Annotated in this window: 14 protein-coding genes and 1 pseudogene; 3 read left to right on the forward strand and 12 right to left on the reverse strand. The window is 74.1% G+C overall.

Annotated features, from left to right (window positions below):
- Nucleotides 1-40 precede the first annotated feature (40 nt).
- Nucleotides 41-880, forward strand: a complete 840-nt coding sequence (locus OTB16_RS30205) for a GNAT family N-acetyltransferase (RefSeq protein WP_267724275.1) — start codon at nt 41-43, stop codon at nt 878-880.
- 43 nt (nt 881-923) lie between these two features.
- Here the strand turns inward: OTB16_RS30205 and OTB16_RS30210 are convergent, their stop codons facing one another.
- Both OTB16_RS30210 and OTB16_RS30215 read right to left on the reverse strand, forming a co-directional pair.
- Nucleotides 924-3278, reverse strand: coding sequence for a bifunctional salicylyl-CoA 5-hydroxylase/oxidoreductase (locus tag OTB16_RS30210; RefSeq protein ID WP_267724277.1), 2355 nt, complete (start codon nt 3276-3278; stop codon nt 924-926).
- Between the two features lie 4 nt (nt 3279-3282).
- Nucleotides 3283-4110 carry an enoyl-CoA hydratase family protein gene (locus tag OTB16_RS30215; protein WP_267724279.1) on the reverse strand — a complete coding sequence of 276 codons (828 nt, stop codon included), beginning with the start codon at nt 4108-4110 and terminating at the stop codon, nt 3283-3285.
- 245 nt (nt 4111-4355) lie between these two features.
- On the opposite strand from OTB16_RS30215, the gene OTB16_RS30220 reads away from it, so the two are divergent.
- On the forward strand, nt 4356-4817 hold the full coding sequence (locus OTB16_RS30220) for an ATP-binding protein (RefSeq protein ID WP_267842820.1): 462 nt from the start codon (nt 4356-4358) through the stop codon (nt 4815-4817).
- Between the two features lie 81 nt (nt 4818-4898).
- Here OTB16_RS30220 and argF read toward each other — a convergent pair whose 3' ends face one another.
- From argF to OTB16_RS30255, 7 genes and pseudogenes are all read right to left on the reverse strand, one after another.
- Nucleotides 4899-5951 (reverse strand): ornithine carbamoyltransferase, encoded by a 1053-nt coding sequence (gene argF, locus OTB16_RS30225; protein WP_267724283.1) that lies wholly within the window; start codon nt 5949-5951, stop codon nt 4899-4901.
- An 80-nt stretch (nt 5952-6031) separates the two neighbouring features.
- Complete coding sequence (locus tag OTB16_RS30230; RefSeq protein ID WP_267724284.1) at nt 6032-7258, reverse strand: arginine deiminase; 1227 nt, start codon at nt 7256-7258, stop codon at nt 6032-6034.
- A gap of 55 nt (nt 7259-7313) precedes the next feature.
- Nucleotides 7314-7811, reverse strand: a complete 498-nt coding sequence (locus OTB16_RS30235; RefSeq protein ID WP_267724286.1) for a hypothetical protein — start codon at nt 7809-7811, stop codon at nt 7314-7316.
- A 198-nt stretch (nt 7812-8009) separates the two neighbouring features.
- Nucleotides 8010-10586 carry a polynucleotide kinase-phosphatase gene (locus OTB16_RS30240; RefSeq protein ID WP_267724288.1) on the reverse strand — a complete coding sequence of 859 codons (2577 nt, stop codon included), beginning with the start codon at nt 10584-10586 and terminating at the stop codon, nt 8010-8012.
- Nucleotides 10583-12133 (reverse strand): 3' terminal RNA ribose 2'-O-methyltransferase Hen1, encoded by a 1551-nt coding sequence (locus tag OTB16_RS30245; RefSeq protein ID WP_267724290.1) that lies wholly within the window; start codon nt 12131-12133, stop codon nt 10583-10585. The genes OTB16_RS30240 and OTB16_RS30245 overlap by 4 nt, the downstream gene beginning before the upstream one ends.
- 94 nt (nt 12134-12227) lie before the next feature.
- Nucleotides 12228-13136, reverse strand: a complete 909-nt coding sequence (gene mmuM, locus OTB16_RS30250) for a homocysteine S-methyltransferase (RefSeq protein ID WP_267724292.1) — start codon at nt 13134-13136, stop codon at nt 12228-12230.
- 5 nt (nt 13137-13141) lie between these two features.
- Nucleotides 13142-13705, reverse strand: a pseudogene (locus OTB16_RS30255) (helix-turn-helix domain-containing protein); the annotation flags it as partial.
- A 193-nt stretch (nt 13706-13898) separates the two neighbouring features.
- Here OTB16_RS30255 and OTB16_RS30260 point away from each other — a divergent pair.
- The gene (locus OTB16_RS30260) at nt 13899-14153 is read left to right on the forward strand and encodes a nucleotide exchange factor GrpE (protein WP_267724366.1); all 255 of its coding nucleotides are present in this window, start codon (nt 13899-13901) and stop codon (nt 14151-14153) included.
- A 169-nt stretch (nt 14154-14322) separates the two neighbouring features.
- Here the strand turns inward: OTB16_RS30260 and OTB16_RS30265 are convergent, their stop codons facing one another.
- The 3 genes from OTB16_RS30265 to OTB16_RS30275 form a co-directional block, all read right to left on the reverse strand.
- The gene (locus OTB16_RS30265) at nt 14323-14808 is read right to left on the reverse strand and encodes a DUF6099 family protein (protein WP_267724295.1); all 486 of its coding nucleotides are present in this window, start codon (nt 14806-14808) and stop codon (nt 14323-14325) included.
- A gap of 123 nt (nt 14809-14931) precedes the next feature.
- Nucleotides 14932-15315 (reverse strand): nucleotide pyrophosphohydrolase, encoded by a 384-nt coding sequence (locus OTB16_RS30270; protein ID WP_267724297.1) that lies wholly within the window; start codon nt 15313-15315, stop codon nt 14932-14934.
- The gene (locus tag OTB16_RS30275; protein WP_420717830.1) at nt 15312-16595 is read right to left on the reverse strand and encodes an AAA family ATPase; all 1284 of its coding nucleotides are present in this window, start codon (nt 16593-16595) and stop codon (nt 15312-15314) included. The genes OTB16_RS30270 and OTB16_RS30275 overlap by 4 nt, the downstream gene beginning before the upstream one ends.
- Nucleotides 16596-16823 lie beyond the last annotated feature (228 nt).

Raw genomic sequence — 16823 nt, forward strand, 5'->3', positions numbered from 1 at the left:
CTCCGGTGCGCTCACCGTGCCGATCGGGTGACGATGGTTCATGACCTGGACCTTCACCTCTGACCTGACGGCCTATCTGACCGCGGCGGGCCCCGCCCTGACCGCGCGTCCCGTGCCGAACTCCCTGCTGCTGACGACCGCCGACGCGCTGGAGCGGCGCGGGCCGCACGCCTACGGCCGCGCCGACCCGCTCTTCGGCTGGTGGACCGGCGCCGACGGAACGGTCGCCGCGGGCCTGCTGTGCACCCCGCCGTACCCGCTGCTGCTCGGGGCGCTGCCGGCCGAGGCGGTGCGGGCGCTGGCGGAGGCCCTCGCCACCGAGCCGCTGCTCGCGGGGATCAGCGGGTTCAACGCCCGCCGGCCCGACGCGGACGCGCTCGCCGACGCCTGGGGGCGGGCCGCCCGCGTCGCCGAGGAGAACCGCCTGTACCGGCTGGCCGGGCTGGTCGCCCCCGATCCCGCCCCGACCGGACGGGCCCGGACCGCCGAGGAGGCCGATCTGCAGCTGCTGCTGGAGTGGACCGCCGCGTTCGACCGGGAGGTGGGGTCCCCAGGCACCACGTCCGAGGCCGGCCTGCGCGACCGGATCGCGTACGGCGGCATCCTGCTCTGGGAGCGCGCGGGAGCCCCGGTCGCGCTGGCCTCGTTCTCCCGCCCGATCGGCGGGAGCTCGCGGGTCGGGCCGGTCTACACGCTGCCGGAGGCCCGCGGCCGGGGCTACGCGGCCGGGGTCACCCACGCGGCGAGCGAGGCGGCGTACGCGGCCGGCGCCTCGGAGGTCCTGCTCTTCACCGACCTGGCCAACCCCACCAGCAACGGCGTGTACCTGCGGCTGGGCTACGCCCCGGTCGAGGACCGCGCGGTGGTCGTGGCGGTGTGACGGGCCCGCCCGTCCCACCGCGGCCCGCGCCGCCCGCACCGGGTCAGCCGCGCCCCGTGGGCGGGGGCCGGCTGCCCGCGCGGTAGGGGGCGGCCCAGGGGGCGGCCGGGCCGTCGTAGCCCTGCTCGGCGGCGGCGTGCAGGGTCCAGTGCGGGTCGTACAGGTGGGGGCGGCCCAGCGCGCAGAGGTCGGCCCGGCCGGCCAGCAGCAGGGAGTTCACGTCGTCCCAGGAGGAGATGGCGCCGACGGCGATGACGGGGACGCCGAGCGCGTTGCGGATCCGGTCGGCGTACGGGGTCTGGTACGAGCGCCCGTACTCGGGGCTCTCGTCCGCGACCACCTGGCCGGTGGACACGTCGACGGCGTCCGCGCCGTGCGCCGCGAAGGCGGCCGCGATCCGCACCGCGTCCTCGTCGGTGGTGCCGCCCGGGGCCCAGTCGGTGGCCGAGAGGCGGACCGTCATCGGGCGGTCCGCGGGCCAGACGGCGCGGACCGCGTCGAAGACCTCCAAGGGGAAGCGCAGCCGGTTCTCCAGGGGGCCGCCGTAGGCGTCCGTGCGGTGGTTGGTCAGCGGCGAGAGGAACCCGGAGAGCAGGTAGCCGTGGGCGCAGTGCAGTTCCAGCAGGTCGAAGCCGCAGTCCGCGGCGCGGACGGCCGCGGCCTCGAACTCGTCGCGGATCGTGCCGAGTTCGGTGGCGCTCAGGGCGCGGGGTACGGCCGATACCCCCGGCCGGTAGGGCAGTGCGGAGGCGGCGGCGAGGGGCCAGTTGCCCTCCGGGAGGGGGTCGTCCATGCCCTCCCACATCACCCGGGTCGAGCCTTTGCGCCCGGAGTGGCCGAGCTGGACGCCGAGCGCGGTGCCGGGAGCGGAGGCGTGGACGAAGCCGGCGATCCGCTGCCAGGCGTCGGCCTGTTCGCGCGTGTACAGCCCGGCGCAGCCGGGGGTGATCCGCCCTTCGGCGCTGACGCAGACCATCTCGGTCATCACCAGTCCGGCGCCGCCGAGCGCCCGCGCGCCCAGGTGGACGAGGTGGAAGTCGCCGGGCACGCCGTCCGTGGAGGCGTACACGTCCATCGGGGAGACGACGACCCGGTTGCGCAGGGTCAGACCGCGCAGGGCGAACGGGGTGAACATCGGCGGTGTCCGGCGGTGCCCGGCCTCTTCGTCGGGGCAGCCGAAGTCGCGTTCCACGGAGCGGGTGAAGCGCTCGTCGCGCAGCCGCAGGTTGTCGTGGGTGACCCGGCGGCTGCGGGTGAGGAGGTTGAAGGCGAACTGGCGGGCGGGCTGGCCGGTGTACCCGGCGACTTCCTCGAACCAGCGCGAGCTGGCGGCCGCGGCGCGCTGGGTGCTGGCCACCGCCGGCCGCCGGGCCGCCTCGTACGCCGCGAGCGCGGCGGGTACGTCCACCACGGCGCCGTCGTCGTCCCCGGCGGCGGCGACCGCTTCGGCGACGGCTCCGGCGAGGGCGACGGCGTCCTCCACCGCGAGCTTGGTGCCGGAGCCGATGGAGAAGTGCGCGGTGTGCGCCGCGTCGCCGAGCAGGGCCGTGTTGCCGTACGACCAGCGGGCGTTGACGACCGTACGGAACCGGGTCCAGGCCGACCGGTTGCCGTACAGCGGCCGTCCCCGCAGGGCCTCGCTGAAGATCTTGGCGCAGCGGGCGACCGACTCGTCCTCGTCGCACAGGTCGAAGCCCGCCGCGCGCCACACCTCCTCGCGCATCTCGACGATCACGGTGGAGGCGCCGAGCGGGCCCTGCGGCCCGGCGGGCCGGGCCGGGGCACCGTCGTCGTCGGCCGACGGGCGGGCGTACGGGTAGGCGTGCAGCTGCATGACGCCGTGTTCGGTCTCCGCGATCTCGAAGCGGAAGGCGTCGAGGGCGAAGTCGGCGGCGAGCCAGATGTACCGGCAGCGCCCGGCGGTCACGGTCGGCCCGAAGTGCGCGGCCCCGTGCTCGCGGATCGCGCTGTGCACCCCGTCCGCCGCGACCACCAGGTCGTACGCGGCGGACAGCGCCGTCGGGTCCGGGGCCCGCGTGCGGAAGCGGAGCCGGACGCCGAGACTGGCGCAGCGCTCGTGCAGGATCTCCAGGAGCCTGCGGCGTCCGAGGGCGGCGAAGCCGTGGCCGCCGGAGGTCAGGATCCGCCCCCGGTGCACGACGTCCACGTCGTCCCAGCGCACGAACTCGGCGCTCAGGGCCGCGTAGACCACCGTGTCGGCCTGCTCGATGCCGCCGAGGGTCTCGTCGGAGAGCACCACGCCGAAGCCGAAGGCGTCCTCGGGCGCTCCCCGTTCCCAGACCTCCACGGTGTGGCCCTGCCGGGCCAGCAGCGCGGCGGCGTAGAGCCCTCCCGGTCCCCCGCCGACGACGGCCACCCGCAGGGCGTGCGCGGACATCCGGCTACCTGCCCTTCCAGTGCGGCGGCCGCTTCCCGGTGAAGGCCGCATGGAACTCCGCGTAGTCCTGTCCGTGCATGAGCAGGGCCTGGGTGTTGGCGTCCAGTTCCACGGACGCGGCGAGCGGCATGTCGAGTTCGGCGGTGAGCAGCGCCTTGGTCTGCGCGTAGGCGAGGGCGGGTCCGGCGGCCAGGTGGGCGGCCAGTTCGGCGGCCCGTACGTGGGCCTTCCCCTCCTCGGTGAGCTCGCTCAGCAGGCCGATCCGCTCGGCCTCGGCAGCGCGTACGGGCTCTCCGAGCATCAGCAGCCGGGTGGCGTGGCCAAGGCCGACGACGCGGGGGAGCAGGTAGGCGGCGCCCATGTCGCCGCCGGAGAGGCCGACGCGGGTGAAGAGGAACGCGAAGCGGGCGGTGGGGTCGGCGACGCGGAAGTCGGCGGCGAGCGCGAGGACGGCTCCGGCCCCGGCGGCGACGCCGTGGACGGCGGCGATCACCGGGAAGGGGCATTCGCGGATGGCGCGGACCACCTGGCCGGTCATCCGGTTGAAGTCGAGGAGCTGGGCGGTGTCCATGGCGAGGGTGGCGCCGATGATCTCGTCCACGTCCCCGCCGGAGCAGAATCCGCGGCCCTCGCCGCCGAGCACCAGCGCGCGGACGGAGCGCTCGCGGGAGAGTTCGGCGAGCAGGTCGCGGAGGTCGGCGTAGGCGCCGAAGGTGAGGGCGTTGAGCTTTTCGGGGCGGTCGAAGGTGACGGTGGCCACGCCGTCCTGCCGGGTCACCCGGAGGTGGCGCCACCGTTCGGTCGCTGTCGTGGAACCGGTGAAGGGGCTCACACGGCCGACGGTATCACTGGATCGTGACCGCCGTCACGGAAGCGCGATATGGGGGGCGGCGCGGGAGCGGGCGCCCGCCGCGCGCCGCACGCCGCGCGCCGCCGGAAGTCCCGTCCGGCGTGACCGTGGTCCCCGGCTGTTCGGACGGGGTGCCCTACGCTCCGTCGTTTCGACTTCGTATGGTTGAAAGCGGGCCCATCTCTTCGCGGGGAGCGGGCCCCCTCCCCCACCTGCCCCGCCCCCACCTGCCCCCACCTGCCCCCCAACGGAACGGACGGACCCCCGTGCCCGACCCCTCCGCCTGGCGGATCGCCCTGCCGCACACGGCGGCCGCCGTCCCCCTGGCCCGCGCCCTCGTCCGCACCGCGCTGGCGGACATCGAGGCGCCCTCCGCCGACAGCGAGACGGCGGAGCTGCTGACCGCGGAGCTGGTCGCCAACGCAGTCGAGCACACCGCGGCCGGGGCCCCGATCGAGCTGGTCGTGGAGCTGCTGGCGAGCGGCTGCCAGGTCGAGGTCCACGACGGCGATCCGCGGTCGCCCGGCGACCTGGCGGCCCGTGCGGACGACGTCCACCCCGACCCCTGGCAGGAGCATGGCCGCGGCCTGCTGCTGATCCGGACCCTGAGCTCGGCCTGCGGCCACCGCCGCACCGAGCACGGCAAGGCCGTGTGGTTCACCCTGGCGGCCCGCCCCGCCCCGGTATGACCCGGAGGTGGCGGGCCGGGCGCGGACGCGGCCCCGCCGGCCCCGCCGGCGCGGGGCCGGCCACGACCGGTCCGGGTATGACTATGCGGGCCCTGCGGAGGGTGCGGCGGAGGGCCCTGCCGAAGCCGTGACGGGCTTGGCGAGCGTGGCGACGAGCACGGCCTTGATCGTGTGCAGCCGGTTCTCCGCCTCGTCGAAGACGACGGAGTGCACCGACTCGAACACCTCGTCCGTGACCTCCAGGGAGTCGCGCCCGTGCCGCTCCAGGACGCCCCGGCCGACCTCGGTGCCCAGGTCGTGGAAGGCGGGCAGGCAGTGCAGGAACCTCACGTCCGGGTTCCCGGTGGCGCGCAGCACGTCCATGGTGACGGCGTACGGGGAGAGGTCGGCGATCCGCTCGTCCCAGACCTCCTTGGGCTCCCCCATGGAGACCCACACGTCGGTGGCGACGAAGTCGGCCTGGGCGACCCCCTCGGCGACGTCCTCGGTCAGGGCGATCCGCGCCCCGCTGGCGGCGGCGAGCTCCCGCGCGCGGGCGACCACGGACGCGGCGGGCCAGTAGGCCTCGGGGGCGACGATGCGGACGTCCATGCCGAGCAGGGCGCCGGTGACGAGGTAGGAGTTGCCCATGTTGAAGCGGGCGTCGCCGAGGTAGGCGAAGGCGATGCGCTCCAGCGGCTTGCCGCTGTGCTCGGTCATGGTCAGGACGTCGGCCAGCATCTGGGTGGGGTGCCAGTCGTCGGTGAGGCCGTTGAACACGGGCACGCCGGAGTGGGCGGCCAGCTCCTCGACGGCCTGCTGGCTGTCGCCCCGGTACTCGATCCCGTCGAACATCCGGCCCAGCACGCGGGCCGTGTCCTTGACCGACTCCTTGTGTCCCATCTGGGAGCCGGAGGGATCCAGGTAGGTGGTGTGGGCACCCTGGTCGGCCGCGGCGACCTCGAAGGCGCAGCGGGTGCGCGTGGAGGTCTTCTCGAAGATCAGGGCGATGTTCCTGCCCTGGAGCAGGCGCTCCTCACGGCCGGCCCTCTTCGCCGCCTTCAGTGCGGCGGCGAGCTCGATCAGGCCGCGGAACTCGGCGGCGGTGAAGTCGAGCTCCTTGAGGAAACTGCGGCCGACGAGGTCGGTGGCCATGGGGTCGCTCCAGCGTCACGGTGACAGGAATGTTGGAAGTCTATACGATCCTCCGTATTGATATACAGCCCTGGGGTGACTCAGACCGCGTCCCGCTCGACCGGACAGCTCATGCAGCGCGGACCGCCCCGGCCCCGCCCCAGCTCGCTGCCCGGGATCTCGATCACCTCGATGCCCTGCTTGCGCAGATGGGTGTTGGTGGTCACGTTCCGCTCGTACGCGACCACCACCCCCGGCTCCACGGCCAGCACGTTGCACCCGTCGTCCCACTGCTCCCGCTGCGCGGAGTGCACGTCCTGCGTGGCGGTCAGCACCCGGATGGAGTCCAGGCCGAGCGCCGCCGCGATGGCCCGGTGCATGTGCTCCGGCGGGTGGTCGGTCACCTTCAGCTCGTGCGCCTCCGCGCCCGGCTCGATCGTGTAGGAGCGCAGCATGCCCAGCCCGCCGTACTGAGTGAACGTATCTCCGTCGACCATGGTCATCACCGTGTCCAGGTGCATGAAGGCCCGCCGCTTGGGCATGTCGAGGGCCACGATGGTGGTCGCCGAGCCCGCGGCGAACAGGCCGCGCGCCAGCATCTCCACGGCCTGCGGGGTGGTCCGCTCGCTCATCCCGATCAGCACCGCGCCGTTGCCGATGACGAGCACGTCCCCGCCCTCGATGGTCGAGGGGTAGTCGGTCTGCCCCTGCGACCAGTAGTGGAAGGCCCCGGAGGAGGTGAAGAGGGGGTGGTGCCGGTAGATCGCCTCGAAGTGCACCGTCTCGCGCTGCCGGGCCGGCCAGCGCATCGCGTTGATCGACACCCCGTCGTAGATCCAGGCCGAGGTGTCACGGGTGAAGAGGTGGTTGGGCAACGGCCCCAGCAGGAAGTCGTCCGGCTCCATGGCGTGGAAGCGCACCGACACCGGCTCGGCGTGCCGCTCCAGGAACTCCCGCTTGGTCATCCCGCCGACGAGTGCCTCCGTCAGCTCGGTCGAGCCCAGCCCGTCGAAGGCGGCGCGCAGGTGGCCGGTGGCGAGCGGCCCGTACTCCTTCTCGTCGAAGACCCGGTCGAGGACGAGGTGCCTCGCCTCCGGGATCTCCAGCGCCTCCGCCAGCAGGTCGCCGAAGAGGTGCACCTCGACGCCCCGGTCGCGCAGCACGTCGGCGAACCCGTCGTGCTCCTGGCGGGCCCGGCGCACCCACAGCACGTCGTCGAAGAGGAGCGCGTCCTTGTTGCCCGGCGTGAGCCGCTTCAGCTCCAGGTCCGGCCGGTGGAGGATGACGCGGCGCAGCCGCCCGGTCTCGGAGTCGACATGGAATCCCATGCGGTACACGTTCCCAGACCGGGCGGCGTTCTCACGTGGCGTCGGCCACGGCGTCTCAGCGCAGGCCGAGAAGCGCGGCCGGTGCGCCGGTCAACTCCGGCGAGACGATGCCCAGTTCGGGGGTCGTCAGGTTCGGCAGCCCGAAGTTGGACCCGTCCGGCATCGTCAGCGGGGAGCCGACGACCGCGCCCGGGGTACGGGCGCGCAGGGTGGTGGCCGCCGCGCCGACGGATCCCTCGCCGTCCGTCTCCGGCTTGCCCAGCAGGTTCGGCAGCGGCGAGGCGACGAGGGTGTCGCCCAGCTCGGCGCCGATCGGGACGGTCGGGAGCAGTGGGGTCGGGAGCATGTCCCCCGTGTGGTGGCGGGGGACGTCGGGCGCTCCGACGACCGGGACCGGAACCCCGGTCGCCACGCGCGGGGCGTCCACGCCGAGGGACGTCTCGACTGCTTCCAACGGGACACCGACCGGGACCGAGTCGGCCACGGCCGGGGTGGCCGCGCCGGCCGCGGCCAGACAGGTCATGAGCGCCGCAATGCTTCCGCGCGCGGTCATTTTCATAAGTGACGTTCCGTCCTTCCAGGTTCGCGGACATTCCGCTGCCCTGGATGAACGATCCCGCCGGTGGCATTCCCGGAGTTCTCCGCGAAAGTTCCCCCATACGACCTAATTCGCGGCCGTACGGGGGTCCTTGCTTTACGGCACGTGCCTCACGGCGCGGCGCCCCCTCGGCGGTGGTCCCGGGCGGAGCCGTCAGAGCCGGGGGTCGACCGGCTCCGACTCCAGCGCGAGCACCGCGAAGACCGCCTCGTGGACCCGCCACAGCGGCTCCTGCGCGGCCAGCCGATCCAGCGCCTCCAGCCCCAGCGCGTACTCCCGCAGGGCGAGCGAGCGCTTGTGGCCGAGGGACCGGTCGCGCAGCCGCTCCAGGTGGTCGGGGCGGGTGTACTCCGGGCCGTAGATGATCCGCAGGTACTCGCGGCCGCGCACCTTGACGCCGGGCTGCACCAGCCGGCCCCGGCCGTCCCGGGCGTACGCCTGGAGCGGCTTGACCACCATGCCCTCGCCGCCGGCGGCCGTCAGCTCCAGCCACCAGTCGGTGCCGGCCCGTACCGAGTCCTCGTCGCCGGTGTCCACCAGGATGCGGGCGGTGCGGCGCAGCAGCCCGGTGCCGGCCGCCTCGTCCGCGGCGACGAGCCGGTCCAGCCAGAACAGCTGCTCGTCGTGGGGCACGGCCGCCAGCGACCGCCCGGCGGCCGCCAGCAGCTGGAACGGCGCGAACCGTACGCCGTCCAGCCCGTCGGTGGGCCAGCAGTAGCGGCGGTAGGCCTCGGTGAAGGCGGCCGCGTCGGCCGCCCGGTCCCGCTGGCGCTCCAGCAGCGCCCCGGTGTCGACGCCCCGGGCGGCCGCGGCCTCCAGTGCGCCGATCGCTCCCGGGAAGACCGAGCGCGAGGCCGCGCCCACGGCGGCGTACTGGTGGCGCAGCAGGCCGGCGGACTTCAGGGACCAGGGCAGGAGCTCCCCGTCGAGGAGCAGCCAGTCGGTGGCCAGTTCCTCCCAGAGGCCCGCGTCGGTGACCGCCGAGCGGAGCCGGCCGAGGACCTCCTCGGTGACCTCGGGGTCGTTGAAGAAGGCCCGCCCGGTACGGGTGTAGACGGATCCGGTCGGCCCGTCCACGCCGAAGCGCTGGCGGGCCGCGGCGGCGTCCCGGCAGAGGAGGACGGTGGCCCGGGAGCCCATGTGCTTCTCCTCGCACACCACCTGGACGATGCCGTCCTTGCGGTACTGCGCGAAGGCCTCGGCGGGGTGCTCCAGGTGGCCGTCCTCGCGGGAGGTCGCCGTCGGCGCCATGGTCGGCGGCAGGTACGGCACCAGCCGGGGGTCCACCGCGAAGCGGCTCATGACCTCCAGCGCGGCGGCCGCGTTCTCCTCGCGGACGTTGACGTTGCCCAGGTGCCGGGTCTCCACGATCCGGCGCCCGTGGACGTCGGCCAGGTCCAGCGGCCGCCCGTCGTGCCCGCCCGGAGTCTCGGCGGCCAGAGGCCTGACCGGCGCGTACCAGACCTTCTCGGCCGGTACGTCGACCAGTTCGCGCTCGGGCCAGCGCAGGGCGGTCATCCGCCCGCCGAACACGGCGCCGGTGTCGAGGCAGATGGTGTTGTTGATCCAGGTGGTGTCCGGGACCGGGGTGTGGCCGTAGACGACGGCGGCCTTGCCGCGGTAGTCCTCGGCCCACGGGTAGCGCACGGGCAGGCCGAACTCGTCGGTCTCCCCGGTGGTCTCCCCGTACAGGGCGTGCGAGCGGACCCGGCCGGAGGTGCGGCCGTGGTACTTCTCGGGCAGGCCGGCGTGGCAGACGACCAGCCTGCCGCCGTCGAGCACGTAGTGGCTGACGAGGCCGCGGATGAACTCCCGCACCTGCGCGACGAACTCCTCGGACTCGCCTTCCAGCTGCTCGATCGTCTCGGCCAGTCCGTGGGTCCGCTGGACCTTGGACCCCTTGAGGTATCGGCCGAGCTTGTTCTCGTGGTTCCCCGGCACGCACAGGGCGTTGCCGGACGCGACCATGCCCATGACGCGGCGCAGGACGCCCGGGCTGTCGGGTCCGCGGTCGACGAGGTCGCCGACGAAGACGGCCGTGCGGCCCCCGGGGTGGACTCCGTCTTCGTAGCCGAGCTTGGCGAGCAGGGTCTCCAGCTCGGAGGAGCAGCCGTGGATGTCGCCGACGATGTCAAAGGGGCCGCTGAGGTGGGTGAGGTCGTTGAACCGCTTCTCCAGGACGACCTCGGCGCTCTCGGCCTCCTCGACGGTGCGCAGCACGTGCACCTTGCGGAAGCCCTCGCGCTCCAGGCCGCGCAGCGAGCGGCGCAGGTCGCGGCGGTGGCGCTGGATGACGGCGCGGGGCAGGCCGGCCCGGTCGGGGCGGGCCGCGTTGCGCTCGGCGCAGACCTGCTCGGGCAGGTCGAGGACGATGGCGATGGGCAGCACGTCGTGCTCGCGAGCGAGCTGGACCAGCTGTCGGCGGGCATCGGCCTGGACACTGGTGGCGTCCACGACGGTGAGGCGGCCGGCGGCGAGGCGCTTGCCGGCGATGTAGTGCAGGACCTCGAAGGCGTCCTTGCTGGCGCTCTGGTCGTTCTCGTCGTCCGCGACGAGGCCCCGGCAATAGTCGGAGGAGATGACCTCGGTGGCCTTGAAGTGCTCGCGGGCGAAGGTGGACTTGCCCGATCCGGTTGCCCCGATCAGGACGACGAGGGACAGGTCGGTGACGGGGAGCACGCGGCGGCGGCCGGTGTCCGCGGCGGCCGGGGTGGGGGTGGGGGTGGTCATGCTGCCTCGCCCTCCTTCGGGGTGTCGGCGCGGGTGGCGGTGGTGTCGGCACCGGCAGTGGTCTTCTCGGTGGCGGCGGTGTCGGTGGCGGCGGTGTCGGTGTCGGCCCGGGTGAAGACGCCCATCTGGGTCGGCGGCCCCACCTCGGGGTCGTCGTCCCCCACGGGGACGAACTCGACCCCGTACCCGTGCCGGGCCGCGACGTCGTGCGCCCAGGCCCGGAACTCCTCCCGGGTCCACTCGAAGCGGTGGTCGCCGTGCCGGACGTGCCCGGCGGGCAGGGTCTCCCAGCGGACGTTGTACTCGACGTTCGGGGTGGTCACCAGGACCGTGCGCGGGCGGGCCGAGCCGAAGACGGCGTACTCCAGGGCGGGCAGCCGGGGCAGGTCCAGGTGCTCGATGACCTCGCTGAGCACGGCCGCGTCGTAGCCGGCCAGCCGCTTGTCGGTGTACGCGAGCGAGCCCTGGACCAGCCGGACCCGGGAGCTCTGCCGCTCCCCCATCCGCTCCAGCCGCAGCCGCTTGGCGGCGAGGTGCAGCGCCCGCATGGACACGTCGACGCCGACGATCTCGGTGTACGCCGGTTCCTTGAGCAGGGCCTGGACCAGCTGCCCCTGCCCGCAGCCGAGGTCCAGCACCCGCCGGGCGCCGGCACCGCGCAGCGCGGCGAGGATCGCCTCGCGCCGCAGCACGGCAAGCGGTACGGGCCGCTCCTCGGTGTCCCGGTCCTCGTCGACGGCATTGTCGAGCTCCTCGACCTCGCTGCCGTCGGACTCGGCGAGCCGGACCAGCTCCAGGCGGTCGAGGGCGTCACGGGTCAGGCCCTTGTGGCGGGCCAGGTAGCGCGAACTGATCAGGCCGTTCTCGGGGTGGGCCGCGAGCCAGCCCTCCCCGGCGCGCAGCAGCTTGTCGACCTCGTCCGGGGAGATCCAGTAGTGCTTGGAGTCGTCCAGTACGGGCAGCAGGACGTAGAGCTGCCGCAGGGCGTCCGCGAGCTTCATCTCTCCCTCCAGCACGAGCCGTACGTACCGGGAGTCCCCCCACTCGGGGAACCGCTCGTCGAGCGCAAGGGGCTCCGCCCGTACGAGGTCCCAGCCGAGCGGCCCGAACAGCCGGTGCACGAGCTCCGTTCCGCCGCGCGCGGGCAGCACCGGGATCTCGACGCGCAGCGGCCGCGCCTGCTCCGGCAGCTCCGGGCGGGCGGTGCACTGGCCGGCCAGCGCGCTGCGGAACACCCCGCTGAGCGCGACGGCGAGCAGCGAGGACGCGGCGTACGGGCGGTCGTTGACGTACTGCGCCAGGGCGGCGTCGGGCGCCCCGCCCCGGCCCTTGCCCTGGCCCTGGCCGCGCCGCACGAGTGCGACGGGGTCCACCTCCAGCAGCAGGGCCGCCGTGCACCGATCGGCCGTGGCCTCGGGGTAGAACACGTGGGCGGTGCCGTGGGAGGTGGAGAACGACTGCGCCTTACCGGGATGCTTGTGCAGCAGGTAGCCCAGGTCAGTGGCGGGGCGTTCGGGGGAGCCGGTGGTGGAGATCGTCAGGAACACACGACCGAGTATCGACCGCCCCCCCGCCCGCTGACCAGGGATTTATCCGTCCTGCGCAACTCCCCACCGCCTCCGGCGACCCTCCGGTATCCCGTCAGGCGCCGCGCGGGCCGCGGGTCAGCTCCGTGATCCCGGCCGGGCCGACGCGGCAGCAGCCGCCGACGAGGCGGGCCCCCGCGCGGTACCAGGCGGCGGTGGGCCAGGGGGTGTGGGCGGCCGGCGGGTGCCAGGTGCCGGTGGCCGCGTCCCAGACGGAGCCGTCGTTGGGGTAGGCCAGCAGCGGCTTGGCGGTGGCGGCCGACGCCGTTTCGAGCGCGGGCAGGACGTCCGCCGGGTCGCAGCAGTTGACGCCGAGCGCGATGACCTGCGGCGCCGACACGGCGAGCGCGAAGGCCTCGGACAGGGGTGCGCCGGAGCGGGTGCGGCCGCCGGCGACCGTGTAGCTCAGCCAGGCCGGCGCCCGGGTCTCGGCGAGGACCGTGAGCAGGGCCTCGGCCTCGTCGGGGTCGGGCACGGTCTCCAGGGCCAGGACGTCGGGGCCCGCGGCGAGCAGGGCCTCGACGCGGGGCCGGTGGAAGGCGGCGAGCTGCCGCACGGTCAGGCCGTACCGCCCGCGGTACTCGGAGCCGTCCGCGAGCACCGCCCCGTACGGCCCGACCGAGGCGGCCACCCACACCTCGTGGCCGGCGGCTTCGGCGGCGCGGGCGGCGAGGGCGACGCTGCGGTGCAGCAGCGCGGTGGTCGCCCGCCGGTCGTGGCCGCGGGCGGCGAAGGCCTCGTAGCCGACCTGGTAGCTCGCGGTGGTCAGCACCTGCGCGCCGGCCCGCGCGTACGCGGTGTGGGCGGCCGCGACCTGCTCCGGCCGCTCGGTGAGGACCCGGGCCGTCCACAGGCCGCCGGACAGGTCGCAGCCCTGGTCGGCGAGCTGGTTGCTCAGTCCGCCGTCCAGGACCACCGTCCCGCGGGCCAGTGCTCCGGCGAGCGAACCGGACGCGCGCGTCATCGGTGCGGACCCCCGGGGCGGCCTACGGGTGAACCCGGCTTCGTCTTCGAAGCAGATGTAGCCCCCGCAGGCCGCCCTCGCCCTTTCACCTCCGTCCAGGTCGCCTCCCGCCACATGCTCAGGGCCTGCTCGTCATGTTCGGCGACCCGCCGGGCGGGGACCTGGGGGCTGAAGCCGAACCGGTGCATCAACCGGGTGGCACCCGAGACGCTGTAGGAGACGTGGAACTTCCTGCCGATCGGCGTGGCCACCCTCGAGGCGGTCCACACCTGGTCCTCCACCCAGCCATGCGCCGCCGGACCCTGCTCCAGATACGCGGCCAGCTTCTCCAGACACCGCGGGGACAGACGGCACCGTGACCCGCTCGGACCGCGGAAGGCCAGAGCCTGAACACCACCGTCCCGCCACAACTGACGCCACTGATATGCCCACTTCAAACTCACCCGAAGCCGCCGCGCGACTTCCGACGGCTTGACCATCTGCTCGAACAGCTCAGCCGCCTGCATTCGAACCGTCTCCCGGCGCCGACGTCCCGCAGGAGTCAGGCCGCCCCCATCCGCATATTTCACACACCACGGATACAGCCACCCACCCACACCCATCAGGGACTTCGCAAAGATTCACCCCAAAGAGCTGAAGTCAGTAACGCGTCTAGAGAAAAATGAAAGTGGGGGTCAGATTTGACCAGCGGGACCGCTTCCCGGCGGCTTCACGCCGGTGCGTCCACCGCCCCCTTCCGCCGCCAGGGCCGAGGAGGCCGCCATGTCCCACGAGGCCGTGCCGGAGAACCCCCGACACACAGGACAGGCCGGACAGGCCGGACCGGCCGCGCACGACCAGGCGGGAGGCCAGGAGTACGCGGCACCCGCCCAGGGCGGGGCACCGAAGGGCCTGCTCCAGCAGATGGAAGAGCTGATGGCGGCGCTGAACGCCGATCTCACACGGCTCGACGCCGACCTCCAGTCCTCCGCGGACCGCGTCCCGGAAAGCCAGAGCACCTCCCACCGGTCGTACTGACCATGCGGGTCCCGTCGCACGCGACGGGACCCGGCCCGTGACACCGCCACTGACACCGCCACTGACACCGCCACCGCCACCGGCACCGGCACCGGCACCGGCACCGGCACAGCCTGCGACAACGCCGCCAGCGCCTCCGGCAACGCCACCGTTCCGGCCGCCGGCGGCCTCAGACCACTCCGGAGGCGGAGCCCCGCTCCCGGACCGTCATCCGGCGCAGGATCGCCCGGACCCGGTCGCTCGACTCGTCGGCCGCGTCGATCGACTCGATGCACTGCCAGTACAGGGTTTCGTCGTCCGTCCCGCAGGCCACCCCGACCAGGGCTATGCCCACTTCACCCAGCAGCGCCTGGAGCCCCAGCAGCGCCTGCCGGACATCCGCCACCCCGGCCAGCTGCGCCGCCCGCGGCGGAGGCTCCGGAGCGCTGCCCTCACCGCGCAGGGCGGCCCGGTCGAGCACCCCGCAGCCTCTGCTTCCCGCCTCACCCAGTCCCCGTGCCTCCGCTCTCATCTCCGGCGGTCCGGTGACCGCCAGATAGCCTCCTATGCCCTGCGCGAGCGCCTGTGCCTGCCAGGCCTCGCCCACGATGTCCCACGCAGCCCCGCTCTGTGCCAGCGCGTGCCGGCCGGCCGCGATGAGCCGTACCGCATCCATATGCCGTCCCCCGTCCGCACGACATCCCGCCGTTCTCATCACTACCCAGAGTGAGGGCAATGGGCCAGTAAAGCTAGGGGTATTCGGAAAATGTGGACACAACCGTGATTGTGAACGAGGCCATCACTCCGAAGAGTGACTATTTGGGGCCTGCGGACCCGTCACCGGGAAGCGGAGCTCGTTCCTCTCGATCTTCGCGGCGAGCGCATCGAGCACATCCACCCCGAGGACCTCACAGAACTGCAGCAGGTACGCGAGGACGTCGGCCACCTCATCGGCCACCCGGTGCGCGCTCTCCGGCTTCTCCATGACCTTCTCCGACTGTTCCGGCGTCAGCCACTGGAAGATCTCGACGAGTTCGGCCGCCTCCACGCTCAGCGCCACGGCCAGGTTCTTGGGCGTGTGGTAGGGAGTCCAGTCCCGGGCGTCCGCGAACGCGGCGAGCCGCCGCTGGAGCCGGTACAGCCGTTCGTCCCCGCGCGGCTCGGGCGCGTCCGTGTCGTTCATGCGGTCAGGTCTACCACCACGACGTCCGCGAGCCCACGGGCGGCGGCCGCGGTCCTCTCCCCCACCACTGCGGTCAGCCGGATGTGGCCACGGCCGCAGGACAGCAGGGCCAGGCGCAGCAGTTCGTCGCCCTGGCGCCGGTCCAAGCCGCGGTCGAGGCCGTCGGCCAGCACCGTCAGGACCTGCCGCGCGGCCGGCAGTTCGGCGGCGGGGTCCACCGCCAGCACTCCCGGTCCGGTCAGCAGGACGAGCGCCAGGGCCAGGAACCGGAGCTCGCCCGAGCCGAGCCGGGAGAGCTCGGTCGCGGGCCGGCCCGGACCTCGGTCGAGTACGGCGGCGAGCAGGCCGTCCGCCCGGTCCCGTACGTCAAGGCCGGTGACGGGTCCCGCGCAGCCGGTGCGGGCCGCCGCCGTCAGCAGCGCGTGGCGGGTGCCGCACTCGTGGCGGGTCCGGCGCAGTACGTCGGCCAGGTTGGCGCAGTCCTCCGACAGCCGCCCCTCCCCCGGCGCGACGGGGGCGCGCATCCGGTCCGGCCGGGGGTCGCACCGGAACACCGAGCGCAGGGCCACCACCACCTGTTCGGCGGCGGCGAGCACCTGCCGCTGGCCGGCCGTGGCACCGGCGACGCGGAGGGGGAGCAGGGCGGTGCCGAGCCGGTCGTCGGGGAGCGGGGCCCGGGTGACGCCGATGGCGCCGCCGGTGAACCAGGCCGCCTGCACGGAGCGGCGGCCGGGGTCGCGCAGGGCGGTGCCGAGCAGGATCTGCCCGTTCTGCGAGAGCCGTTCACCGACGATCCGCAGCGCCGGCTCGGCCTGGACGGCGAGGTCGAGCCGGACCGGTCCGGCGGGGCCGTCCACCGTGCAGCCGATGCGGAACCCGCGGCGGCGCCCGGCGTCGGGGACGGCCCGGTCGGGGACGCGGGCGGCCGGGTCCGGGAAGGCCTCCTCCAGGGTGGCGCCGGAGCCCAGGGCAGCCAGGGCCGTGTAGGCCGCCAGGACCTGGGACTTGCCGCTGCCGCTCGGCCCGGCGAAGAGGGTGACCGGCCCGAGCGGGAAGGCGGCCGCCCGGTGCGAGCCGAAGGCGGAGAGCCGCAACTCGGTGAGCACGGGCCGGTGCCGGACGCCCGCGGCCCGCCCGGCGCCCCCCGCCCCGGCCTGGGCGGGTACGACCGGATCGGCGCCGGGGTCCCGCCCCGCGCGGGCTCGCCCGGCGGGCACGGCGGCCGGGGGCGGCGCAACGGGCCCGAGCGCCGGGGCAGATGCGGCAGGCGGGGCAGCCAGGGCGGACGGGGCAGGCGGGGCAGGCGCGTCGAGCACGGAAGCGGCGGAGGAAGAAGCAGCGGCAGCAGCGGAGGCGGCAGCGGCAGCGGCGGGCACGGAAGGCCCGGCGGCTGCCACGACAGCGGCACCCGCGGGCACGGCGGGCGCGTCGGCTAACGCGACGGCGAGCGCGGCGGCGACTGCGGCGGGGGCGAGGCCCGGTTCCCCGTACGGGGTGGCGGTGGCGGT

Origin of the sequence: Streptomyces antarcticus, from assembly GCF_026627255.1 — a bacterium.
Lineage (GTDB): Bacteria > Actinomycetota > Actinomycetes > Streptomycetales > Streptomycetaceae > Streptomyces > Streptomyces antarcticus.